Here is a 23828-nt window from a genome sequence, read left to right on the forward strand (position 1 = left end):
GTTATGAGTGTATTTACTTTTTGTCTCAATAAAAAATATGCATTAAAAGATGAAATATGAATAAAATAGACCATAAAAATGTACGAATCCAATTTCTTTGAATTAACAGTTGTAAAAGTTTGTGATTGTGTTTTCCTTCGGATATTTTAAAATGCAGTGGAGCAAATCCGAAGAAGGTAAAAATCCAAAGAAAAAGAACGATTAATAAAGTAAAAATAGGTGCAAAATTAGGTTGATAAAAAACAGCAAAAATCGCCAAAACTAATTGTGCAAGCATTAACGGAACTACTATGATTGCAATTCTATTCGTATATTTTTGATGCCAAGTAAAAAGGTTTTCTTTGGTATAATAAACAAAACTTGGATAGATAATTAACTGCACCATCCAAATTAAAATAACCAAACCAAAATCAACTAAAAGTATACTTTGTGTTATAATTTCATTGTAATTCAATTTTAATCCAATTTATGTTGCAGCATATTTTTGTAAAACTTCTAATGAAGTGTATTGTAACGATTTTATATGTGTGGCTTCTAGCATAATTGGTGGAGCTTTACCAGCCTTTTTAGCTTCTAGCCATCTAGAAATACACAAGCACCATTGATCTCCAGGTTTCAACCCTGGAAAACTCCATTGTGGAATTGGCGTTATTAAATCATTGCCTCTAGCCGCAGAATATGCTAAAAATTCTTGAGTAACGATGGCGCAAACGGTGTGTGTGCCAACATCATGAGACACGGTTCTACAAAAACCATCTCTAAAATAACCTGTAGCTGGTTTTGTGCAACAACTTTTTAAGGGTTTGTTAAATACGTTTAATTCCAATGGATTAATTTTAACTATGAAGAAATAAAGATACAAAAAACGAATTTTCTAAAACTCCTAAAACAAAATTTACTGTTAATAAATTTCGGTTAAAGATTTAAAAGATAAGATTTTGTATCTAAATGTTACCTCAGTATTTTATAAAACTATTGATTTTCAGTGACTAACATCTCTGGAGTTGCGACAGTTCTAAAACCTACATGGTCTGAACTTGAATTAATTTCCACGCCCATTTTTGCAGAAATTCTAAAGCTAGCACAATAGGATTCATGGCATAAAAAAGAACCACCTTTCATTACGTGTTCTACCTGATTAGGGTTTTGCGGGCTGTAAGATTTTAATGCACCTTTTGGATTTAATAACGTTTTAGAAGTATCTAATTCTTTATAATAATTTACATTAAATAAGTCGCTAGTTATTTCCCAAACATTACCAGTCATATCATACAAACCCATACTGTTTGCAGGATATGATTTCACGGGTGATATAAATTCAAAACCATCTGTAGATTCATTTTTTATGGGAAAAACTCCTTGCCAAGTATTGGCGTTTGCATCTAAAATACGGGTATCATTTCCCCAGGTAAAAATAGCATCTGAGTTTTTTCCTTGTGCAGCAGCTTCCCACTCTGCCTCTGTTGGTAAGCGTCTATTTGACCATTTGCAATAAGCCAAGGCATCTTCTAAGGCGATGTGAACAACAGGGTAATCATCTTTACCATCTATGTTAGATGCTGGGCCTTCAGGATGTTTCCAATTCGCACCAATCTTCCAAGTCCACCATTGTTGATAATTGTTCATATTGACAACGGCGTTTACATTTTTATTAAAAATTAAACTTCCTGGTTGTAAAATAGAATCATGAGGTTTCGGAGTACCAGGAGGAACTTGGCTTTTCATTTCCTCCCAATCTATTTTTCTTTCGGCTACTGTAATGTACTTTGTAGCTGCTACAAAAGTTTTAAATTGTTTGTTGGTTACTTCTGTAACATCTATATAAAAACCATCCACGGTAACTTTATGAGCTGGTTTTTCTCTTGACATCGCATATGTATCCGTGTCTTTTGCTCCTTGTAAAAATGTTTTTCCTGGCACCCAAAGCATTCCTTTTGGTGTTTTTGAGATAGATAATTTGTTAGATGCTGTTTTTTCTTTTTTACAACTAAATAAAGAGAGTAAGACAAAAAGAATGTAAAAAGTAATTTTAAAAGGAATCTGTGTTTTATGGAATATTCTCATTTTAATTTAAAATTTTAAAGATTAAAAATATTGATGTTTAACGTTTACATACCGTCAGAATCAATAAGATTTGTGTGTTTTATCCATGATAATTCAAAGATAATAACAAACCAGTACATACCAGTAGTTTATTTGGTTATTTTTTATATATTTGTAATGTGCAATTTAAATCTCTAAAAACAAATTCGGGCGTACCCAAATACAAACAGATTATTTCTTCTGTGGAAGATGCTATCGTAAAGGGTTCGCTAAAAAAGGGAGATAAATTACCTTCCTTAAACGCTATTAAGAATAAACATTCTCTATCTAGAGATACAGTTCTTACGGCTTTTAACGAGTTAAAAAATCGTGGAATTATTCACTCTATTGTTGGTAAAGGCTATTATGTTTCAACCGAAAACATTGCTGTAACACAAAAAATATTTTTACTTTTTGATGAGTTAAATTCTTTTAAAGAAGATTTATACAATTCTTTTTTAAATTATTTAGGAGATGCTATTCAAGTAGATATTTTCTTTCACCATTTTAATCCTGAAGTTTTTTCAAAGTTGATCAATGATAATATAGGCAATTATACTTCTTATATAATCATGCCTGCAAATTTAAAAGAAACAGAAAAAATTATACAAAACTTACCTTTTGATAAAGTATATATTTTAGATCAGGTTCCTGATACCTTGTCTGAATATTCGTCTATTTATCAAAATTTTGATAAAGATATTTTTGAAGGCTTATCATCTGTAATTACAAAGATTAATAAGTACAAAAAACTGATTTTAGTATACGCTAAAGAAAAGCAACCACAAGGTATTTTAAATGGGTTTTATACTTTTTGCAATCACTTTAATATTGATTATCAAATAGTAGATGTTATTAAAAATGAAACACCCCAAAAAGGAGCAATTTATATTGTTTTAGACGATAGAGATTTAATACAAATCATTAAAAAAATAAAAGAAGAGCAGTTTGTTTTAGCAAAAGATATTGGTGTTATTTCTGTAAATGATACCATGTTAAAAGAAATTGTAGAAGGTGGTATCACCACAATTTCCACAGATTTTAAATTGATGGGAAAAAGATTGGCAGAAATGATTTTAAAAAATGAGCATGTAAAAGTAGAAAATCCTAGTAGTTTAATTTTAAGAAAATCTATTTAAAGTATGTATAAAGGTAAAATAATAAAAGAAAATGGGTTTAGTTTTATAGAACTTCAAAATACATCAAAAACTACAAAAGCAAAAATTTGCCTAGAGGAAGGAGCACGTCTTAAAGAATTAAAATTTAAGCAGGTTTTTCTAATTAAAGAGCAACCTAATTTTGATTATAAAGATTCTTATGCTTCTTCTATTTTATTTCCTTTTGCAAGTAGAATTCAAGAAGGTCGCTATACTTTTAAAGATAAAATGTATCAATTTAACTGTAATGATGCAGATAAAAATGCGTTGCATGGATTGGTTTATAACAAGAAATTTAAAGTTGTACATATATCAGAAGGTTCTAAATTCTGTTCAGTAATCTTAGAATATAAAGAGGTACAAGAAAGTCCTGGTTTTCCTTATACCTATAAAATTCAGCTTACCTATACACTTTTTGAAAAAGAAATGAGTTTGTCTGTAAAAATAGAAAATACAGATGTAAAAGCTTTTCCATTTACTGTAGGTTGGCATCCTTATTTTTTAAGTGATAATCTCAGCAACAGTACTTTAAAATTTAAAAGTGATAAAAAAATAGAATTCGATGAAAATTTAATCACTAAAAGAGTGGTTGATTTTAAAGGTGAAGAAGAATTTAAAATTGAAGACAAGCAGCTAGATGATTGCTATATTTTAAACTCAGATAGCATAGAGTTTAAGACACCAAAATATCAAATAGAAATTACCACCAATCAAATAGAAAATTATTTGCAACTATACACGCCAAAAGATTTGCCCATGATTGCCATAGAACCCATGACCGGAATCTCTAATAGTTTTAATAATCAAATAGGATTGCAAGTTTTAGAACCTAAACAGTCTTATTCTTTTCTATGGGATTTAAAATTGAACAATAATTAAAGCTACTAAAAAATGAGTGCAAAACTAACCAAGGAAGTACAACAGCAATTTATAGAAACGTTTAAAACGGAACCTATCTTAATTTTTTCTCCAGGAAGAATTAATATTATAGGAGAACATACAGATTATAATGGGGGTTTTGTTTTTCCGGCAGCAGTAGACAAAGGGATTGCAGCGGCTATTCAAAAAAGTGATTCAGGCTCTTGCATAGCAATCGCTTTAGATTTAGACAGCACCATTAAGTTTCAGTTAGACTCCCTAAAACCATCTAAAGAAGGCAGTTGGGAAAATTATGTGTTTGGGGTTGTTGCCGAAATTCAAAACAAAAACAAAGTTATAGGCAATTTTAACATCATCTTTAAAGGAAATATTCCTGAGGGTGCAGGCATGTCTTCATCAGCGGCTTTAGAAAATAGTGTGGTTTTTGGTTTAAATGAATTGTTTAATTTAGGACTCACAAAAACAGAAATGATTCTGATTTCACAAAAAGCTGAACACAATTATGTTGGTGTAAAATGTGGCATTATGGATCAATATGCAAGCATGTTTGGTATTAAAGAAAATGCGTTGTTGTTAGATTGTAGAACTATGGAATCTAAACCGTATCAAATAGATTTTAAAGACCATCAATTATTACTCATCAATACAAATGTAAAACACAGTTTGTCTGATAGCGCTTATAATGACAGGCGTTCTGCTTGCGAAACGATTGCTGCAATTTTAAAAGTTGAGACTTTAAGAGATGTTACTGAAAAAGATTTAGTAAAAATTATAGATACAGTTACGCCAGAAAATTATCAAAAAGCATTGTATGTAATTCAAGAAATAGAAAGAACACAAAAAGCAGCGAAAGCTATTGAAGAAAATGATTTAGAAACTTTAGGTACTTTAATTTACGCATCGCATAATGGTTTGCAAAATCAATACAAAGTAAGTTGTGATGAGTTAGATTTTTTAGTAGCGCAAGCAAAGAAAAACAAACATGTTTTAGGAGCAAGAATGATGGGTGGCGGTTTTGGTGGTTGTACAATTAACCTAATTGCAAAAACAGCCGCAAAATCTTTCGGGGAATCCGCTTCTAAAGCCTATCAAAATAAATTTGATAAAGACTGTTCTGTATATTTTGTAAATCTTTCTGATGGCACACATATAGTAAAATAAATTCTAAAATATCAGTTTGAGTGATTCCGATTTTTTCATCGAAAATGTATCCAGAACATCTTCAATTTTCAAATTATTCTCACATCAGAATTAAAAATTAAAGCAAATAATCAACTAGAAGAAACAATATGGAAAACACAAATTTACAAGATTACTCTCACAAGAGATATAATATTTTAACGGATGAATGGGTTTTAGTTTCTCCGCATAGAGCAAAACGTCCTTGGCAAGGGCAGAACGAAGAAATTTCTTCAGAAAAAAGACCTGCTCATGATTCGAGCTGTTATTTATGTGCAACAAATACTAGAATAAACGGAGAGATAAATCCTGATTATAAAGATGTATTTGTTTTTACAAACGATTTTGCCGCACTTCAAAAAGATTCACCCTCTTTTCAATTTCATGAAGGTTTGTTACAAGCAAAAAGCGAAACAGGTATTTGCAAAGTAATCTGTTTTAGCCCAGATCATTCTAAAAGTTTGGCAGAAATGGCGGTGGAAGATATTAAAAAAGTGGTACAGGCTTGGCAAAAAGAATATACAACTTTAGGCGAAATTGAAGGAATCAACTATGTTCAAATTTTTGAAAATAAAGGCGCAGTAATGGGGTGTAGTAATCCGCACCCGCATGGACAAATATGGAGTCAATCTACTTTACCAAATGAAGTTGATAAAAAAGATACTCAACAAAAGATCTATTTTAATAAAAACAAAACGAGTCTTTTAGGTGATTATTTACAGCAAGAATTAGCAGCAAAAGAAAGAATTATTTTTGAAAACGATGATTTTGTTGTGTTGATTCCGTTTTGGGCAATTTGGCCTTTCGAAGCCATGATTGCGCCTAAAAAACAAAAAAAGAGCATTTTAGAATTGTCTGATGATGAAGCTACAAATTATGCAGAAGCAATTTCGGTAATTACTAGTGTGTATGATAAATTATTTAACACTTCTTTTCCGTATTCTAGTGGAATTCATCAAGCACCTACAGATGGCAAAGAAAATGCACATTGGCACTTTCATATGAGTTTTTATCCGCCTTTATTAAGGAGTGCAACCGTCAAAAAATTTATGGTAGGTTATGAAATGTTCGGTTCTCCGCAAAGAGATATCACTGCTGAAATAGCTGCAAAAAGATTGAAAGATTTGTTATGATTAATGCATAAAGTTTATTGTAAATTGAGTTTTATTGTAGAATACCTAAAAAAAAAGCCTTGTTTTTATATATTTCATAAAATTTATCAAACTTTCTTTATAATATTTGTATATATGAATTTAATCTTTAGATTTGTCTCCACAAACAAATAGAATTAATATGTTAACTACAATTTGGACTCGTTTCTATTTTTACTTTTATTTTTACAATAAAAGGAGAGACTTTGTATCATGTTGTTAATTAACGTTAAAAATATATAAAGTCTCGAATTTACTTCGAGGCTTTTTTTTTGATATCAATATTTAATTAATGCAAAAAACGATCGCCATACAAGGAGCAGAAGGCTCAAATCATCATAAAGTTGCACGCGATTTTTATGGTGCTGCTATTCAATTAAAAGAATGCATGTCTTTTGATAGTTTGGTGGCTAGTTTATTAGACAATTCTGCAGACCTTGGCGTTATGGCTTTAGAGAATACGATTGCGGGTTCTATAATTCCTAATTACGCTTTAATAGACCAAAATAATCTACATATTACAGGTGAAGAATACTTAAATATTCATCATCATTTAATGGCTTTGAAAGGGCAGAAGATGCACGATATTAAAGAGGTTTGGTCGCATCCAATGGCATTGTTACAGTGTAAAGAATTCTTTAAAAATTATCCTCATATTCGATTGGTAGAAGATGTCGATACTGCCGAAGTAGCTAAAAGAATATCCAAAGAAAATTTAGTAGGTATTGCAGCAATAGCTCCAAAAATAGCCGCAGAAATTTTTGATTTAGTAGTTCTTGAAGATGAAATTCAGACGATAAAAGAGAATTCAACTCGGTTTGTAATTGTACAAACTACAGCACCTCAAAACGGAATTGATCAAATAAATAAGGCGTCTTTAAAATTTCAACTAAATCATAAGAGAGGAAGTTTAGCCGCAATTTTAAATGTATTAAGCGATTGTAAAATGAACTTAACCAAAATTCAATCCTTACCAGTAATTAAAACCCCTTGGAAATATTCCTTTTTTGTAGATATAACTTTTGAAGATTATAACGAATATCAAAAAGCAATTACGATTATAGAAATTATGGCAGAAGAATTCAAGATTTTGGGAGCCTATAAAAACGGCAGGCGTTAGCTCAATTCTGAACTAGTTTCAGAATTAAAATTAAATACATATGATTACACCAGCAAAAAGATTAGACACCGTTCAAGAATACTATTTCTCTAAAAAATTAAGAGAAGTTAGAGGTTTAATGGCGGCAGGAAAACCAATTATCAATATGGGAATTGGCTCTCCAGATTTACAACCGCCTATAAAGGTCATTGAAGCAATTCAAGGAAGTTTAAACGATGCAGCAGCGCATAAATACCAGTCATATCAAGGTTTGCCTGAGTTAAGAACGGCTATTGCTAATTTTTATAAAAATAAATTTTCTGTAAATTTTAATCCAGAAGATGAAGTGTTGCCTTTAATGGGCAGCAAAGAAGGAATTATGCATATTTCGATGGCTTTTTTAAATGAAGGCGATCAAGTTTTAATTCCGAATCCAGGATATCCCACCTATACTTCTGTAACAAAGTTAGTGGGCGCAGTGCCTCTTTTTTATGATTTAAGTGATGCGACAAATTGGCAGCCAAATTTTGAAGCCTTAGAGAGTCAAGATTTAAGCAATGTTAAAATTATGTGGGTCAATTATCCGCATATGCCAACCGGAACGAACGCAACGCTAGAAATGTTTCAAAAATTAGTTGAATTCGGAAAGAAGCATCAAATTTTAATCATTAATGACAATCCGTATAGTTTTATTTTAAACGAAAACCCTCTTAGTATTTTGCAAGTAGAAGGCGCAAAAGACATTGCTTTAGAATTAAATTCTTTGAGTAAAACATTTAATATGGCGGGTTGGCGTGTTGGAATGGTTTTAGGAAATGCCAATTTTATCAGCGAGATTTTAAAAGTAAAAAGTAATATGGATTCGGGTATGTTTTACGGAATTCAAAAAGGTGCTATTGAAGCGTTGCAGTTATCGAATGACTGGTTTCATCAACAAGATAAAGTTTATAAAGAACGGAGAGATTTAATTTGGCAATTGGCAGATAAATTAGATTGTAGCTATGATACAAACTCAACAGGATTGTTTGTTTGGGCAAAGATTCCTGAAGGAAAAAAATCAGAAGAAATTACAGACTCGATTTTATATGATAAAGATATTTTTATCACACCAGGAACCATTTTTGGCAGTCAAGGCGAAGGATATATACGTTTTTCATTGTGTGTAACCTCAGAAATTATTACAGAAGCAATTAACAGAATTCAATAGCAATGGGTTTCAACCCATTGTTAATTATTAGAATTCAATAGCAATGGGTTTCAACCCATTGAAAAAGGGTTTCAACCCATTATAAATGGGTTTAACCCATTGAAAAAAGAGGAAAAATGAAAAATATATTTTGTATTGGTATTGGTTTAATTGGCGGTAGTTTTGCCATCGACATTAAAAAAAATAGCCCAGACGTTGTAATCTACGGAATTAGCAGAAAGGATGAAACCTTAAACAAGGCTTTAGAATTGAATCTAATCGACAAAAAAGCAACGTTAGATGATTTAGAAAATGCAGACTTGGTCATTGTTTCTATTCCTGTCGATGCAACCGTAAAATTACTGCCCACTATTTTAGATAAAATATCAGATAATGGTTTGGTGGTCGATGCTGGATCCACAAAGGAAGCAATTTGTAAAGTGGTTGAACATCATCCAAAAAGAAGAAATTTTTTAGCCTGTCACCCAATTGCAGGAACCGAAAAATCAGGACCTACAGCAGCTATTTCTGGCTTATATAAAGGGAAAACCAATATTATTTGCGAAGTAGAAAAGACAACTTTTAAGCTTCAAGAAAAAGCATTAAAGCTTTTTACAGACATTGGGATGCGTATTCGCTACATGGATCCTGTTTCTCATGACAAACACATTGCGTATGTTTCGCATTTATCGCACATCAGTGCTTTTATGTTGGGTAAAACAGTCATCAACAAAGAAAAAAATGAACGCGATATTTTTGATATGGCAGGCTCAGGATTTGAATCTACCGTGCGTTTAGCAAAAAGTTCGCCTGCAATGTGGACACCCATTTTTAAGCAGAATAAAGAAAATGTAATTGAAACATTAGAAGAATACATCAACAATTTACAACATTTTAAAGAGTTGATGCAACAGGATAATTTCTCCGAAATTTTTAATCAAATGGAGAATACAAATTATATAAAACAAATTTTAAACGGCATAAAATAAAGGCCAAAACAGCTGTTCATAAAAAAGAAAAAGCAGCACAAACAAATATTATAATGAAGAATACAAAAGAATTAAGAACATGGTTGGATGATATGAAATTAAATCATCCTCTAGTAATAGCAGGGCCTTGTAGTGCAGAAACTGAAGAACAAGTTTTAAAAATTGCACACGAATTAAAAGATTCTGATGTAAATTATTTTAGAGCAGGAATTTGGAAGCCAAGAACCAGACCTGGAAATTTTGAAGGTGTGGGTGCTTTAGGTTTAGGCTGGTTAAAAAAGGTAAAGGAAGAAACAGGAATGAAAACCTGTACGGAAGTTGCCAACGCAGCACACGTAAAATTGGCGATTGAAAATGATGTTGATTTGTTATGGATTGGCGCTCGGTCTACCGTATCGCCATTTATTATGCAAGAAATTGCAGATGCTTTAGAAGGTACCGATAAAATTGTTTTAGTAAAAAACCCTGTAAATCCAGATTTAGCTTTGTGGTTAGGTGGAATTGAACGATTATACATTGCCGGAATTAAAAATCTTGGCGCAATTCACAGAGGATTTTCTACCTACGAAAAAACAAAATATAGAAATATTCCTGAGTGGCAATTAGCAATTGAATTTCAAAATAGATTTCCGGATTTGCCGTTAATTTGTGACCCTTCTCATATCACCGGAGACAGAGAAATGATTCAAGATGTTTCGCAAGTAGCCTTAGACTTGAATTTTGATGGTTTAATGATCGAAACACACTTTGATCCTGAAAATGCATGGAGTGATGCTGCTCAGCAAGTAACACCCACAAAGTTGAAATCTATTATGGAAGAATTAAAAATAAAAAAGGAAACAGAAACGGCCTCTAGTTACAGAGAGCCTTTAGAAAATTTAAGAGCTCAGATTAACGTTGTCGATGATCAATTAATTGATATGTTAGGAAAAAGAATGAAAATTGCAGATGAAATAGGGGCCTTAAAAAAAGAGCAAAATGTAGCCGTTTTACAATCTAGACGTTGGAACGAGATTTTAGGCAATATGGTTTTAGAAGGCGAAAGTAGAGGTTTAAGTGAAGAATTTGTATTGAGAATGTTTAAGGCAATTCACCAAGAATCTATCAATCATCAAGAAAAAATTATCAACGGATAGTTTTTGGGCGTTACCTAAAGGTCAGGCTTTCATTACTCACTTTTTTTGCAGAAAAAGCAAAAAAGAGTTCAGACATGCCATTCAATCCTTAACGCATAGAGCAAACTTATAAAAGAAGTTACTAAAACTAATTTATAGCATTTAGCGGACCTCACAGGTTTTTAAAACCTGTGAGGTCTTTTTTATACAATCAAAATAAGTAGTTTTTTATACACTGTCAATTCGAGTGAAATTTATTTTTCAGAAATTTTGTATCGAGAAGTCTTTTTTCAAAATTTAACAAGTTCTCGATATAGTTTTTCATCTTTAACTATTCTTATAATCAAATTATTAAAATGTTCTTTTTGTCTTTTGAGCGATTAATTCGAAAACAAAAGTCATCAACATAGCTTTCCATTTTAAAATCGCATATTGATGAATTGGTCCTTTTTAAACCAATAATTAATCATCAAGAAAAAATTATCAACGGATAGTTTTTGGGCGTTACCTAAAGGTCAGGCTTTCATTACTCACTTTTTTTGCAGAAAAAGCAAAAAAGAGTTCAGACATGCCATTCAATCCTTAACGCATAGAGCAAACTTATAAAAGAAGTTATTAAAACTAATTTATAGCATTTAGCGGACCTCACAGGTTTTTAAAACCTGTGAGGTCTTTTTTATGCAATCAAAATAAGTAGTTTTTTATACAGTGTCAATACGAGTGAAATTTATTTTTCAGAAATTTTGTATCGAGAAGTCTTTTTTCAAAATTTAACAAGTTCTCGATATAGTTTTTCATCTTTAACTATTCTTATAATCAAATTATTAACTGATCTTACGCAAGAATAATTTGCTTTTAAGATATTTATAGATTATATTGTTAATAACTCTGATACTAAAAAAGATGGATAATTTTGTTGATTTATATACAGATTACTTGATAAGTTCAAGTTCTTACACGACAGCAACAGGAATGGCATCATTACTTTCAATAAAACACGACAAAATAACACGAGCATTAGGGACAGGTGTTTACGACAGTAAATTTCTATGGAAAAAAGCAAAACCTTATGTTGAAGAATTGACTCAATCTAAAGAAACTATCATTTTAAGTTTTGATGATTCTATACAAGAAAAACAATATACAGCTGAAAGTGAGCTTAACACTTGGCATTTTGACCATGTGTTTGGAAGGTCTGTAAAAGGGATTAATTTCCTAACTGCTTTAGTGGAAGTTGGGGGTATGCGTATACCATGTGGCGTAGAGTTTATAAAGAAAGATCTTTGGGTTACCGACAAAAAAACAGGGAAGAAAAAGCGTAAAAGTAGTAAAACTAAAAATGAACTTTTTAGAGAAATGCTGGAAGAATGTAGTAGTAAAATACACTTTGATTATGTTTTGGCTGATAGCTGGTTTTCTTCGGTAGAAAATATGATTTGTTGTAAAAAAACATTGAAAAACGATTTTATTATTGCCTTAAAAAGCAATCGAAAAGTAGCCTTATCATTAGAAGATAAGCAAAATGAGACATACGTAAATATTAAAACATTACAGCCAGGACAGCAGACCGTGGAAGTTTGGTTTGAAAAACTAGACTTTCCGCTGTTGCTTACAAAGCAAGTTTTCAAAAACGAGAATGATACAGTCGGCGAGTTGTACTTGGCTTGTAGTGATTTAAGTGTATCGTATGACCAAATAACTACAATCTACAAAAAACGGTGGGCAGTAGAAGAATATCATAAATCAATTAAAAGCAACACAGGTTTTGCTAAATCTCCAACTAAAAAAACAGCAACACAAACGAATCATTTTGTCCTGTCAATAATAGCGTATATAAAGTTGGAGTGGCTTAAACAAAGAACAGGAAAAAATCACTTTGCAATGAAAACACAAATCTATTTAGCAGCACAACAAGCTGCTTATAATGAACTCAAAAACTTATCAACAACTAAAGCTGCATAATTCGTTTTTTGGGGATTTGTTTGCGTAACATGAGTTATTAAAATGTTCTTCTTGTCTTTTGAGCGATTAATTCGAAAACAAAAGTCATCAACATAGCTTTCCCTTTTAAAATCGCATATTGATGAATTGGTCCTTTTTAAACCAATTTTTGTTCTAAATGGGATAAAGTATTTTGTCTCCTATATCTTCTACGAACTAGTTTGACGTACTAAAAACTACCGTTTATCTAAAGATTTGTCTCATTAATCGAAGTTTAATTTCTAAGGTTTTAATCTTTTTTATCTTTATCCTGTAATCAAATAATCTAATTTTAAAACTCGTATTATGTTTATTTTAAAAAATATATCAATCCTAATTGTTCTGTTTACAGGTGTTTTTTCATTATCAAAAATTGAAAATACACCTCCAAAATCGAGTTTGAATTTAGAAAAAATTAATGTAGTTGAAATGCTCTCTGAACAAGAATTTCAATGCAGACCTTCATCCAAAATTATGTTTTATGTAGAAACAGCTTTGGTTAAAAAGTATCGAGGCGCTGCCACAATTAAGGCAAGTGTATATGTTTTAGATCGTGCTTCTGGTCAATCTAATTTGTTGGTTAGCGAAAATATTTTGGTGCCTTCACACAAAGACGCTTTTTTAACTTACGATACGGTAGGCAATGGTTCTGATAAAAAAGTGTTGTCAAATGGAGATAAAATAATAGGTAGCAATGCACAAACATCTTATTCTTTTAGCGAATTGATAAAGTATAAAGCTATTTATACAAGTTACTTAATAGCGACCAATAAATTATTAGACATTCAAAGAACAATTTAATCGAATGCATAAATAGACCTAAAGCTTTGCAGAAACGTGAAGCTTTTTTCATGTTTGCCTTTTTTTGATAGGAAAGTATGTTTCGCAAAGCGTCATGTTTAAGGCTTTTTACACCGAAAGTTATTTCATATTCGGAATAGTTTATCGAGTTTCTAACTTCGCCTATTTGAGAGCTTCGAATTTTTTGTAACCTTCACTTCATAATCTTTTAATCGTTTCTTGTATTTATTTTTGTATCGACATTTCTTATGTTTAATTTGGTTGTTGATTTCTAACGTATTCTTTCTAATTCAATTATAATTCTGCATCTTTGTTATAATGATAGGAATCGTATATAAATCTACAGGAAGCTGGTATTTTGTAAAGTCTGCTGATGGAGAATTTCATCAATGTAGAATGAAAGGAAAACTTAGGTTAAAAGGAATTAAAAGCACCAATCCAATTGCCGTTGGTGATAAGGTTGTATTCGACTTAGAAAAAAAGGGAGATGAGGAAACCGGAGTTATCAAAAAAATTTTAGATCGAGATAATTTTATTGTCAGAAAATCGGTAAATCTTTCTAAACAAACGCATATCATCGCTGCCAATATAGACCAGGTTTTTTTACTAATCACCATCAACAATCCGCCAACATTTACCGCATTTATAGATCGGTTTTTGGTTTCTACTAGAGCTTACAGAATTGATACTATTTTAGTTTTTAATAAAATTGATTCCTATGAAATTGAAGAAAGAGCCGAAATTTTATATCTCAAAGATATTTACGAAGCCATTGGATACAGATGTATCGAAGTTTCTGCGACCGAAAATAAAAATATAGATAAAGTCAAAGAGTTAATGTTGGGTAAAACGTCCATGTTTGTTGGTCATTCTGGGGTAGGTAAAACTACTTTGGTCAATACCATTGAGCCTAGTTTAAATTTAAAAACAAAAGAAATTTCAGAGCAACACAAACAAGGGCAACATACAACAACCTTTGCAGAAATGTTCGATTTAAGTTTTGATGCTAGAATTATAGATACACCCGGCATTAAAGGGTTTGGAGTTGTGGATATCGATAAATATGAATTGGGAGATTATTTTCCAGAATTTTTTGCGTTGAAACAAGATTGTAAATTCAATAATTGTATCCATACAAAAGAGCCCAATTGTGCTGTAAAAGAAGCGTTAGAAGAAGATAAAATATCTTGGTCTCGTTACAAAAGTTATTTGCAAATTTTAAGTGGCGATGAAGAAAAAGAACATTTTAGAACCGATGTTTGGAACGAAGAAGATAATGAGTAAAGAATGAAAACCGTACTTCAAAGAGTCGCTAAGGCGAGCGTAACAATCAATCAAAATAAAATTGCCGATATTACAAATGGGATGCTTGTTTTAGTAGGAATTGTAAATGACGATGGGCAAGAAGATATTGATTTTTTAGTGCGAAAAATTGTAAATCTTCGAATTTTTAATGATGACAAAGAAGTAATGAATAGGTCATTAAAAGATACAGATGGAGAAGTAATTGTGGTCAGTCAGTTTACATTACATGCCTCCACAAAAAAAGGAAATAGGCCAAGTTATATAAAAGCAGCAAAACCAGAAATTGCCATTCCGTTGTATGAAAACTTTATTGAAACATTAGAAAAAGAATTGGGTAAAAAAGTGAAAACAGGCCAATTTGGCGCAGATATGAAAGTTGATTTAGTCAATGACGGTCCTGTTACAATTCTTATCGATTCAAAAAATAAAGAATAATTTTTGATGCTGTATTTTGACGTGCATACACATAGATTTTCTGCGGATAAGAAAGTTTTTTCTATCGTAAACAGGTACCCAAATTCAACAGATTTTTCGAAACCTTTTTCAATCGGAATCCATCCCTATTATCTTCATAAAGAAAATATTGAAATCGAACTTTTACAAGTAGCAGAAAAACTACAACATAAAAATTGTTTTGCCTTAGGAGAATGTGGCTTGGATAAAGGCATCAAGGTTGATTTTGAACTTCAGAAGTTTGTGTTTAAAAAACAGATTCAACTCTCAGAAAAATATCAGAAACCACTCATTATTCATTGTGTAAAAGCTTTCCAAGAAATCATTGTTTTTAAGAACGAATTAAAACCAAAACAAACTTGGATTTTACATGGATTCAGTAAGAATTTACAAGTTGCGCAAAGTTTACTTAAAAATGGAATTATTTTATCAATTGGCGCAGCAAGTATCAAAAATAAAAAATTACAAGAAGTTTTGTTGCAAATACCGATCGATGCTATGTTCATAGAAACCGATGATGCTGGTTTTGAAGTTCTAGAAATTTATCAGAAAATAGCATTCTTAAAAAAAATGAAACTTGAAGAGCTTCAACAAAAAATAGAACATAATTTTAAACGTATTTTTAAAAGATGAGATGGTTAGAGCGCACAGAATTATTGGTGCAAAAAGAAGGACTAGATGCTTTAAAAAAAGCGAATATTCTAATAGTTGGTTTAGGTGGCGTTGGCTCTTATGCAGCGGAATTTATAGCAAGAGCAGGCGTACAAAAAATGACGATTGTAGATGGCGATTTTTTTGACGAAACGAATAAAAATAGGCAGTTACCAGCGTTAGATTCTACCATTGGTAAATCGAAGGCAAAGGTGTTGGCAGCAAGATTAAAAGACATCAACAAAGATATTTCGCTGACAGTTTTAGAAGAATTTTTATCACCAGAAAGAGCCTACGAAATTGTTTCTAAAGAGTTCGATTATGTGTTAGATTGTATCGATAGCATTACACCAAAAGTAAATTTAATAGTGGCAGCAAGAAGAAAGAAAGTAAAGATAATTTCTTCGATGGGAGCAGGAGGAAAGTTAGATGCAACGAAAATTAAAGTAAAAGATATTAGCAAAACAAAAAATTGTAGCATGGCTAGAGTGTTGCGTAAAAGGTTGAAAGAAAGAAAAGTAGATAAGGGCGTAAAAGCTGTATATTCTGATGAAATGCAAATTTCAAAAAGTGTAAAAATTACAGATGGTACTAATTTCAAAAAGTCTTATTACGGCACTATTAGTTATATACCAGCCGCTTTTGGCCTGCAAGCAGCAGCTCATGTTATTAATGTTTTGTTAAAAAAGCACTAGATAGTTTCCAGGGGAAATAAATTGATTGTATATTTGTACCAGAATTAAAACTAACAAATTCAATTAAAACTAAAATCAAGTCAAAATGAAAAAAATAATTTTAGCCCTAGTGGTTGTGGCATCAGTGTTAACTGCATGTAAAGGAGAGAAAAAAGAAAAAGTTGAAACTGAAAAAGCAAAAGTAGTAGATATAAACGTTGCAGATTTAGATAACGTAAATATCACAGAGTCTGTGTTAAATTGGAAAGGAACCAAGCCTGGAGGTGCTCATAACGGAACGGTATCTATTCAAAAAGGTGGATTATTATTAAACAATGGTACTTTGGTAGGAGGACAGTTTACGTTTGATATGAATTCCATTAAAAATTTAGACATGGCTGGTGAAGAGGGCGCAGCGAAAATAGAAGGTCACTTAAAAGCTGCAGACTTTTTTGATGTAGCAACGTATCCAACTTCTAAATTTGTGATTACAAAGGTTGCAAAAGAAAACGGAAAATTATTAGTTACAGGTAATTTACAGATTAAAGATGTAACTAAGAGCATTACAATTCCTGCAATGATTTCTACAGAAGGCGGGATTACTACATTTAAAAGCGAAACCTTTAATATCAACAGAGCAGATTTTAATGTAAAATATGGTTCTAAATCATTTTTCGATAATTTAAAGGATAAATTTATTGATGATTTAATCGAAATGTCTTTTGAAGTAAAAACAAAAGCGTAATTTGTACCCACAAAAATTTATGCAATCATATTAACTTTAACAAACGAAAAAATGAAAACTCAAAAAGCTGGTAGACCTTGTGGATGCGGAAATACACAAGACCCAAACGGGAACTGTGACGGATCACACGCAAACAAATAATAAATTTTAATTTATTTTTAAACCCAAAACTTTTAGTTTTGGGTTTTCTTTTTTACATTGGTCTTTCATAAAAAGCTATGTTTAAAAAAAAGTTCCCCAAAATATTATTTATATTATTTCTCTATGCTTTTATTGGCTACTCTCAACGTGCAGATTTAAATGTATTCTCAATTCCTGCTGAATTAAAAGAAAATGCAAATGCTGTTGTTAGATACAATTCGATAGAAATTTTTATAGAAGATTTCGATGAAATGTTGGTTTCTGAAAAAATGATAGTCACTGTTTTTAATAAATTGGGCAATTCAGATGCAGCAATTGAAGAGCGTTATGATAATCATACAAAAATTACAAATCTCTCTGCGCTTATTTATGATGCTTTTGGAAACGAAATTAAAAAATTTAAAGAAAGAGATTTTTTAGATGTAAGTGCTGTAGATGGTGGAACCTTGTATTCGGATTCTAGAGTAAAATATGTGAATTATACACCAGTTTCATATCCTTACACATTGGTTTTTGAAAGCGAATATAAAACATCTACAACAGGTTTTATTCCAACTTGGTTTCCTGTAAATGGTTATTATGTTTCTGTTGAAAAAAGTAGTTATAAAATAAATAATCCAAAAAAAAATGCTTGGCGAAAAAAAGAAACTCATTTTGATAGTTTTAAAATTGAGAAAACTGAAACGGAAACATCCTTAGAGTACGTTTTAAAAAATCAGCAAGCTTTAGAATATGAAAATAGCTCAATATCATCTAGAGATATTTTACCAATACTTAAAGTAGCTTTGAATAAATTTAGTTTAGATGGTGTTCATGGCGAGTTCACAAACTGGCTAGAGTTTGGTAAATGGATGCATGAAGCACTCATAAAAAATCAAGATATTATAGACGAAAAAACGAAAATTAAAATATTAGAATTAGTAGAAGGAGTCACAGACCCGATTGAAAAAGCCAAAATTGTGTATGCTTATATGCAAAATAAAACACGTTATATTAGTGTTCAAGTTGGTATTGGTGGTTGGCAACCTATTGCGGCTAATATAGTAGATGAAGTTGGTTATGGAGATTGTAAAGGATTAACAAATTACACAAAAGCTTTGTTAGATGTTGTAGGTGTTTCCTCTTATTTTACGTTGGTTTATGCTGATGAAAAAAGAAATATAGATAAAGATTTTTCATCTTTTCAGGGAAATCATGCAATTTTAAACATCCCAAATAAAGAAAAAGATATTTGGTTAGAATGCACAAGCCAAACAATGCCATTTGGTTTTTTAGGCGATTTTACGGATGATAGAGATGTTTTAGTAGTAAAACCTGAAGGTGGTTTTATTAAAAGAACAGCTATTTATAAAGATGAAATTAACCTTCAAACAACACTTGCTAAAATTGAACTAACTCCAAAAGGTAATGTGATTGCTTCTCTAAATAGGGTTTCTAAAGGTTTGCAATATGATGATAAATCATACCTGGATACTTTTACAGAAGAGGAGTTGATAAAAAATTATAAATCTAGAACTTGGAGTTATAATAATAATTTAGAAATAAACTCTCATCATTTAACAAATGATAAAGAAAATATTGTTTTCACAGAAAATTTAGAAGTTTCCATTGCAAATTATGCCGCTGTAAATGATACTGAATATTTATTTAGAGTAAATATTTTTAATGCAGAAAATGAGGTGCCAAAAAGATATAGAGATAGAAATTTACCCTTAAAAATTAGCAGTGGCTATAAAGATGTAGATGAATATATTATTAAATTTCCTGAAAATTATACATTAAATTATACTCCAGAAAATAAAGAATTAGCTACCAAATTCGGAACGTATAAAATCAGCTTTAAAATTAAAGATGAACGCACACTTTCATACAAAAAAGAGATTGTAATTAAAGAAGGGGTGTATCCAAAAGAAGATTATACAAAGTATAGAAGTTTTAGAAGAAGTATCGCAAAAGCAGAAAATTTAAGAGTAGCACTCACAAAAAAATAATTTATAAAAAATGAAAAATATTGTTCTATTTATTGCACTATTTTGTCAAATATCAATAGTTGCACAAAACTATAAGTTTGGTAAAGTTTCTAAAGAAGAAGTAGAGGAGAAATTTTACCCTTTAGATTCTACTGCAGATGCAGCATATTTATACAAACAGAGAAGAACGTATTATAACTATAATAATAATTCTGGTTTCGAAATTGTTACAGAAGTTCATATAAGAATAAAATTATACACTACAGAAGGTTTTAATTATGCAACATTTAAACTGCCTTATGTAAATCCAGAAGATGGAGAATCTGAAAATATTAGTTCGATAAAAGCTTATACGTATAACCTCAACGAAAAAGGAAAGGTAGATGATGATAAACTTTCTAATAAAGATATTTTTGATGAAAAAGTAAACAAGTTTAGGCACGTAAAAACAATTACAATGCCTAACTTAAAAGAAGGCTCTGTTATTGAGTTAGAATATACAATGACTTCTCCATATACAGATTATGTAGACGATTTACAGTTTCAATATGGCATTCCTGTTAAAAAATTATTAGTTACTATAGAAACTCCTGAGTGGTTGGTTTTTGCTAAAAAGAATAAAGGGTATTATTTAATCACACCACAAGAATCTTCCAGAAATGGAAGCATAACTTTTAGAAATAAAGTAAGAACAACAACTAGACAGGTTGGAAGTGGACGTGGAGGGACAACAATGAGCACCTCTTATGAAAATACAAACCAAGACCTTGCTTATAATATCTCTAAATTTGAAGGAGAAAATATACCACCTTTAAAAAATAACGAACCTTTTGTTAGTAACGCAAATAATTATAGAGGAGCTGTTACATATGAATTAGTTGGCACAAGATTTCCAAATTCACTACCTAAAAATTTTTCCAAATCTTGGGATGATGTTAGCAAGCAAATTTATAAATCTAGCAGTTTTGGTGAAGAGTTAGAAAAATCAAACTATTTTAAAGAAGATATAAAACCGCTCTTAGCTAATGCAAAATCAGATGCAGAAAAATTAGCTAATATTTTCCAGTTTGTAAAAGCAAATGTAAAATGGAATGGTTACTACAGCAAATATACAGATGAAGGTGTAAGAAAAGCGTATAAAGATAAAACAGGGAATGCCGCTGAAATTAATTTAATATTAACCTCTATGTTACGTGAAGCCGGCTTAAATTCCAATCCTGTTTTAGTAAGCTCTAAAGGAAATGGAATTCCAATGTTTCCAACAATAAAAGGGTTTGATTATGTTATTTCTATAGTGCAATTTCCAGATAATTCGTATGTTTTATTAGATGCTACAGAGCCATACAGCATGCCTAATATTTTACCTGAAAGAGCCATAAATTGGAATGGAAGAATTGTTACAAAAACAGGTGAATCTGCTTGGGTAAAGTTGTCACCATCTAAATATGCATCAACAGAAAATATGGCATTGGTTAAAATTTCTGATGATTTGATGGTCAATGGTGTTATTAGATCAAAGTATGAGAATTCAAGTGCATTAAACTTTAGGAAAAATAAAAATCATATTAAAGATGAAGAATTAAAAGAAAAATATGAAGAAAACAATAATTTAGAAGTAGAAGATTTTAAAATTGTTAATCAAGAAGATTTAAACAAAGCAGTTATTCGAAATGTAAAATTTGTAAGTGAGGATTTATTAGAAAGAATTGGAAATAAAATTTATATAGAACCTTCTCTTTTTTTAACCAAGAGAATAAATCCTTTCAAATTAGATGAACGAAAATTCCCTGTAGATTTTGTAACAGCTTGGAAAAATGAAAACAAAATAACAATTCAAATCCCAAAAGGGTATGCAGTAGAAAGTCTTCCAGAATCTTTAGCAATTGCGTTGCCAGATAATTTGGGTGTTTTTAAATATCAAGTGATGCAAAGTGGAAATAAAATAAAAACAATATCTAGTTTAGAGTTTAATGCATCTATAATTCCACCTCAATATTATTCTTTTCTAAAAGATTTTTACGGTAAAATAGTTGATAAAGAAAGTGAGAAAATAGTTTTAATAAAAAGCTAATTATAAAAAAACCTCAAATTAAAAATTTGAGGTTTTTATAAATTTATAACAGTCGTATTTTTTACCTCTTCAATGGCAAAAGTGCTTTGGGTACTGCCAATATATTTTATAGCCGTTAGCTTTGTAACCATAAATTGTCTGTATTCTTCCATGTTTTTTACATATATTTTTAATATATAATCGTAATCTCCACTCACATGAAAACATTCAGAAACTTCTTCTAATTTTAAAATTTCACGCTCAAAAACCGTTACATATTCTTTAGAATGTTGTACCAATTTTACATGGCAAAAAACTAAAAAAGATTTTTCAATTTTCTTTTTGTTAGCAATCACTACGTATTTTTCAATAATCTTATTGTTTTCTAACTTTTTTATGCGCTCATAAATGGCAGTTACAGATAAATTTAGCTGTAAAGATAGTTGCTTGGTAGTCTGCTTGCTATTGTTCTGTAAGAGATTAATGAGTTTTTTATCAATTTTATCTAATATCATACGCGAAAATTATCTGAAAAGTTGCTTTCAAAAACGAATTATTAGTTTTTAAAACTATATTTTTTATTAAATATAGAAAATAAATCTATATAAAATGATTTTGATTGATTAATATTCAAAATAGTTGTCAATTTGTGAAACTAAAACGCAATATATTATGAGTTTCAATCCAGCAGATAACATTCAAGATTTACAATACTTTGGGGAGTTTGGCGGCGTAAACCCATCGATATCAGATTCATCAACCTATACCTTTTTATCAGCAAAAACAATGTTTGATACTTTTGAAGGAAATGCAGATGGCTGTTATTTATATTCACGTCATTCAACTCCAAGTAATATGCATTTAGGAGAAGCTTTGGCGGCCATGGAGGGCACAGAAACCGCTAATGTTGCTGCTTCCGGAATGGGAGCAATAACACCAGTTTTACTTCAATTGTGCAATGCTGGTGACCATATCGTATCTAGCCGAACAATTTATGGAGGAACCTATGCATTTTTAAAGAATTTTATGCCAAAATTAGGCATCGAAACGAGTTTTGTAGACATCACAAAATTAGATATCGTGGAAGCTTTGATCACTAAAAACACAAAGATTTTATATTGTGAATCAGTAAGTAACCCGTTGTTAGAAGTTGCAGATATTAAAGGTTTATCCGCGTTAGCAAAAAAATATCATTTAAAATTAGTGGTCGATAATACCTTTTCTCCGTTATCGATTTCTCCTGCAAAATTAGGAGCAGATATTGTTTGTCATAGTTTAACAAAATTCATTAACGGCTCTTCAGATACTGTTGGTGGCGTTGTTTGTGGCTCCCAAGAATTTATAAACGATTTAAGAAGCGTAAACGATGGCGCATCGATGTTGTTGGGTGCTACGATGGATAGTTTAAGAGCCTCCTCTATTTTAAAAAATATGAGAACCTTGCATCTTAGAATGAAACAGCATAGTAAAAACGCTGCTTTTTTAGCAGATAAATTTGAAGCAGACGGATTAAAAACAGTGTATCCTGGTTTAGCTTCTCATCCTTCTCATCAACTTTTTAAAAGTATGATGAATGCAGAATACGGTTTTGGCGGAATGTTAACGATTGATGTGGGTTCTTTAGAAAAAGCCAATGAGTTAATGGAACTCATGCAGCGTAAAAATATAGGGAATTTAGCAGTGAGTTTGGGCTTTTATAAAACCTTATTTTCTGCGCCAGGAAGCTCTACGTCATCAGAAATACCTGCGGATGAGCAATTAGCAATGGGACTTTCAAATGGATTAATTCGTTTTTCTATTGGGTTAGATAATACGATTGAAAGAACGTATAAAATGATGCATGCTTGTATGCAAGAAGTTGGTGTTTTGTAAATCTACATCATTGCAAAAGTTTATCGTGAAATTGATTCCGTAAGAATAACTGCAGTAGTCTATTCTTTAATCGAAAAGAATTCCTCGATGCTGTGCGTCGGGGTTTCCGTTGAAATTGTCATTCCCGTGAAAACGGGAATCTAAATAATAGAATTTTGGTTTTTGACCTTTTTAGGTCAAAATGAAACGAGCGAAACACCTCTATGGGGCTGCCTAGAGGATAGTTCGTTTCAAGAAATTCTTTATTTCAGGTGATAATTTAGGAGTAAGATAAATCGATTAGTTCGAGTGTTTTTTAAGCAGGATTAAAATTCTAATGAGAATTGAGAAGTTTTCAAATTAAGAGGTT

Annotated in this window: 22 protein-coding genes; 18 read left to right on the forward strand and 4 right to left on the reverse strand. The window is 31.1% G+C overall.

The window, feature by feature from the left end; genetic code table 11:
* Nucleotides 1-25 precede the first annotated feature (25 nt).
* The 3 genes from K8354_RS00395 to K8354_RS00405 all read right to left on the reverse strand — a co-directional run bounded on the left by K8354_RS00395 (nucleotide 26) and on the right by K8354_RS00405 (nucleotide 2064).
* Nucleotides 26-454 carry a hypothetical protein gene (locus tag K8354_RS00395; RefSeq protein ID WP_223444502.1) on the reverse strand — a complete coding sequence of 143 codons (429 nt, stop codon included), beginning with the start codon at nucleotides 452-454 and terminating at the stop codon, nucleotides 26-28.
* Between the two features lie 12 nt (nucleotides 455-466).
* Entirely contained in the window at nucleotides 467-826 is a 360-nt protein-coding gene (locus K8354_RS00400; RefSeq protein ID WP_223444504.1) for a DUF2237 family protein, read from the reverse strand.
* 146 nt (nucleotides 827-972) lie between these two features.
* Nucleotides 973-2064 (reverse strand): formylglycine-generating enzyme family protein, encoded by a 1092-nt coding sequence (locus tag K8354_RS00405; RefSeq protein ID WP_223444506.1) that lies wholly within the window; start codon nucleotides 2062-2064, stop codon nucleotides 973-975.
* Nucleotides 2065-2222: 158 nt separating this feature from the next.
* On the opposite strand from K8354_RS00405, the gene K8354_RS00410 reads away from it, so the two are divergent.
* The 17 genes from K8354_RS00410 (at nucleotide 2223) to K8354_RS00490 (ending at nucleotide 21628) form a co-directional block, all read left to right on the forward strand.
* Nucleotides 2223-3221 carry a GntR family transcriptional regulator gene (locus tag K8354_RS00410; protein WP_223444510.1) on the forward strand — a complete coding sequence of 333 codons (999 nt, stop codon included), beginning with the start codon at nucleotides 2223-2225 and terminating at the stop codon, nucleotides 3219-3221.
* A 3-nt stretch (nucleotides 3222-3224) separates the two neighbouring features.
* The gene (locus K8354_RS00415; RefSeq protein WP_223444513.1) at nucleotides 3225-4118 is read left to right on the forward strand and encodes an aldose 1-epimerase; all 894 of its coding nucleotides are present in this window, start codon (nucleotides 3225-3227) and stop codon (nucleotides 4116-4118) included.
* Nucleotides 4119-4130: 12 nt separating this feature from the next.
* The gene (gene galK, locus K8354_RS00420; protein WP_223444515.1) at nucleotides 4131-5279 is read left to right on the forward strand and encodes a galactokinase; all 1149 of its coding nucleotides are present in this window, start codon (nucleotides 4131-4133) and stop codon (nucleotides 5277-5279) included.
* Between the two features lie 128 nt (nucleotides 5280-5407).
* Complete coding sequence (locus tag K8354_RS00425; RefSeq protein ID WP_223444517.1) at nucleotides 5408-6430, forward strand: UDP-glucose--hexose-1-phosphate uridylyltransferase; 1023 nt, start codon at nucleotides 5408-5410, stop codon at nucleotides 6428-6430.
* 310 nt (nucleotides 6431-6740) lie between these two features.
* Nucleotides 6741-7568 carry a prephenate dehydratase gene (locus K8354_RS00430; RefSeq protein ID WP_223444519.1) on the forward strand — a complete coding sequence of 276 codons (828 nt, stop codon included), beginning with the start codon at nucleotides 6741-6743 and terminating at the stop codon, nucleotides 7566-7568.
* A 40-nt stretch (nucleotides 7569-7608) separates the two neighbouring features.
* On the forward strand, nucleotides 7609-8754 hold the full coding sequence (locus K8354_RS00435; protein WP_223444522.1) for a pyridoxal phosphate-dependent aminotransferase: 1146 nt from the start codon (nucleotides 7609-7611) through the stop codon (nucleotides 8752-8754).
* Nucleotides 8755-8870: 116 nt separating this feature from the next.
* Complete coding sequence (locus tag K8354_RS00440) at nucleotides 8871-9722, forward strand: prephenate dehydrogenase (protein WP_223444524.1); 852 nt, start codon at nucleotides 8871-8873, stop codon at nucleotides 9720-9722.
* A gap of 53 nt (nucleotides 9723-9775) precedes the next feature.
* Nucleotides 9776-10858, forward strand: a complete 1083-nt coding sequence (locus K8354_RS00445) for a bifunctional 3-deoxy-7-phosphoheptulonate synthase/chorismate mutase type II (protein ID WP_223444525.1) — start codon at nucleotides 9776-9778, stop codon at nucleotides 10856-10858.
* A gap of 882 nt (nucleotides 10859-11740) precedes the next feature.
* On the forward strand, nucleotides 11741-12799 hold the full coding sequence (locus K8354_RS00450) for an IS701 family transposase (RefSeq protein WP_223439252.1): 1059 nt from the start codon (nucleotides 11741-11743) through the stop codon (nucleotides 12797-12799).
* Between the two features lie 324 nt (nucleotides 12800-13123).
* Entirely contained in the window at nucleotides 13124-13618 is a 495-nt protein-coding gene (locus tag K8354_RS00455) for a hypothetical protein (RefSeq protein WP_223444526.1), read from the forward strand.
* A gap of 318 nt (nucleotides 13619-13936) precedes the next feature.
* The gene (rsgA, locus tag K8354_RS00460; RefSeq protein WP_223444528.1) at nucleotides 13937-14902 is read left to right on the forward strand and encodes a ribosome small subunit-dependent GTPase A; all 966 of its coding nucleotides are present in this window, start codon (nucleotides 13937-13939) and stop codon (nucleotides 14900-14902) included.
* Nucleotides 14903-14905: 3 nt separating this feature from the next.
* Nucleotides 14906-15358 carry a D-aminoacyl-tRNA deacylase gene (gene dtd / locus K8354_RS00465; protein ID WP_223444531.1) on the forward strand — a complete coding sequence of 151 codons (453 nt, stop codon included), beginning with the start codon at nucleotides 14906-14908 and terminating at the stop codon, nucleotides 15356-15358.
* A gap of 6 nt (nucleotides 15359-15364) precedes the next feature.
* A complete protein-coding gene (locus K8354_RS00470; protein ID WP_223444533.1) occupies nucleotides 15365-16009 on the forward strand; it encodes a TatD family hydrolase in 645 nt (214 codons plus the stop codon).
* A complete protein-coding gene (locus tag K8354_RS00475; protein ID WP_223444535.1) occupies nucleotides 16006-16722 on the forward strand; it encodes a tRNA threonylcarbamoyladenosine dehydratase in 717 nt (238 codons plus the stop codon). The genes K8354_RS00470 and K8354_RS00475 overlap by 4 nt, the downstream gene beginning before the upstream one ends.
* Nucleotides 16723-16807: 85 nt before the next feature.
* Nucleotides 16808-17446: a YceI family protein gene (locus K8354_RS00480; protein ID WP_223444537.1), complete on the forward strand. Its 639-nt coding sequence runs from the start codon at nucleotides 16808-16810 to the stop codon at nucleotides 17444-17446.
* A 218-nt stretch (nucleotides 17447-17664) separates the two neighbouring features.
* Nucleotides 17665-19578 (forward strand): DUF3857 domain-containing protein, encoded by a 1914-nt coding sequence (locus K8354_RS00485; RefSeq protein WP_223444539.1) that lies wholly within the window; start codon nucleotides 17665-17667, stop codon nucleotides 19576-19578.
* A 10-nt stretch (nucleotides 19579-19588) separates the two neighbouring features.
* Entirely contained in the window at nucleotides 19589-21628 is a 2040-nt protein-coding gene (locus K8354_RS00490) for a DUF3857 domain-containing protein (protein ID WP_223444541.1), read from the forward strand.
* A 35-nt stretch (nucleotides 21629-21663) separates the two neighbouring features.
* On the opposite strand, the gene K8354_RS00495 is transcribed toward K8354_RS00490, so the two are convergent.
* The gene (locus K8354_RS00495; protein ID WP_223444543.1) at nucleotides 21664-22122 is read right to left on the reverse strand and encodes an Lrp/AsnC family transcriptional regulator; all 459 of its coding nucleotides are present in this window, start codon (nucleotides 22120-22122) and stop codon (nucleotides 21664-21666) included.
* Between the two features lie 157 nt (nucleotides 22123-22279).
* Between K8354_RS00495 and K8354_RS00500 the strand changes: the two genes are divergently transcribed.
* Nucleotides 22280-23479 (forward strand): aminotransferase class I/II-fold pyridoxal phosphate-dependent enzyme, encoded by a 1200-nt coding sequence (locus K8354_RS00500; protein ID WP_223444547.1) that lies wholly within the window; start codon nucleotides 22280-22282, stop codon nucleotides 23477-23479.
* Nucleotides 23480-23828: the final 349 nt, after the last annotated feature.

Origin of the sequence: Polaribacter litorisediminis (genome assembly GCF_019968605.1) — a bacterium.
Classification (GTDB): Bacteria; Bacteroidota; Bacteroidia; order Flavobacteriales; family Flavobacteriaceae; genus Polaribacter; species Polaribacter litorisediminis.

Excerpts from the sequence above, each read along its gene's own strand:
- K8354_RS00405 (WP_223444506.1), bottom strand. The coding sequence starts at position 2,064 with ATGAGAATATTCCATAAAACACAGATTCCTTTTAAAATTACTTTTTAC.
- K8354_RS00415 (WP_223444513.1), top strand. The coding sequence starts at position 3,225 with ATGTATAAAGGTAAAATAATAAAAGAAAATGGGTTTAGTTTTATAGAA.
- galK (WP_223444515.1), top strand. The coding sequence starts at position 4,131 with ATGAGTGCAAAACTAACCAAGGAAGTACAACAGCAATTTATAGAAACG.
- K8354_RS00425 (WP_223444517.1), top strand. The coding sequence starts at position 5,408 with ATGGAAAACACAAATTTACAAGATTACTCTCACAAGAGATATAATATT.
- K8354_RS00430 (WP_223444519.1), top strand. The coding sequence starts at position 6,741 with ATGCAAAAAACGATCGCCATACAAGGAGCAGAAGGCTCAAATCATCAT.
- K8354_RS00435 (WP_223444522.1), top strand. The coding sequence starts at position 7,609 with ATGATTACACCAGCAAAAAGATTAGACACCGTTCAAGAATACTATTTC.
- K8354_RS00440 (WP_223444524.1), top strand. The coding sequence starts at position 8,871 with ATGAAAAATATATTTTGTATTGGTATTGGTTTAATTGGCGGTAGTTTT.
- K8354_RS00445 (WP_223444525.1), top strand. The coding sequence starts at position 9,776 with ATGAAGAATACAAAAGAATTAAGAACATGGTTGGATGATATGAAATTA.
- K8354_RS00450 (WP_223439252.1), top strand. The coding sequence starts at position 11,741 with ATGGATAATTTTGTTGATTTATATACAGATTACTTGATAAGTTCAAGT.
- K8354_RS00455 (WP_223444526.1), top strand. The coding sequence starts at position 13,124 with ATGTTTATTTTAAAAAATATATCAATCCTAATTGTTCTGTTTACAGGT.
- rsgA (WP_223444528.1), top strand. The coding sequence starts at position 13,937 with ATGATAGGAATCGTATATAAATCTACAGGAAGCTGGTATTTTGTAAAG.
- dtd (WP_223444531.1), top strand. The coding sequence starts at position 14,906 with ATGAAAACCGTACTTCAAAGAGTCGCTAAGGCGAGCGTAACAATCAAT.
- K8354_RS00470 (WP_223444533.1), top strand. The coding sequence starts at position 15,365 with ATGCTGTATTTTGACGTGCATACACATAGATTTTCTGCGGATAAGAAA.
- K8354_RS00475 (WP_223444535.1), top strand. The coding sequence starts at position 16,006 with ATGAGATGGTTAGAGCGCACAGAATTATTGGTGCAAAAAGAAGGACTA.
- K8354_RS00480 (WP_223444537.1), top strand. The coding sequence starts at position 16,808 with ATGAAAAAAATAATTTTAGCCCTAGTGGTTGTGGCATCAGTGTTAACT.
- K8354_RS00485 (WP_223444539.1), top strand. The coding sequence starts at position 17,665 with ATGTTTAAAAAAAAGTTCCCCAAAATATTATTTATATTATTTCTCTAT.
- K8354_RS00490 (WP_223444541.1), top strand. The coding sequence starts at position 19,589 with ATGAAAAATATTGTTCTATTTATTGCACTATTTTGTCAAATATCAATA.
- K8354_RS00495 (WP_223444543.1), bottom strand. The coding sequence starts at position 22,122 with ATGATATTAGATAAAATTGATAAAAAACTCATTAATCTCTTACAGAAC.
- K8354_RS00500 (WP_223444547.1), top strand. The coding sequence starts at position 22,280 with ATGAGTTTCAATCCAGCAGATAACATTCAAGATTTACAATACTTTGGG.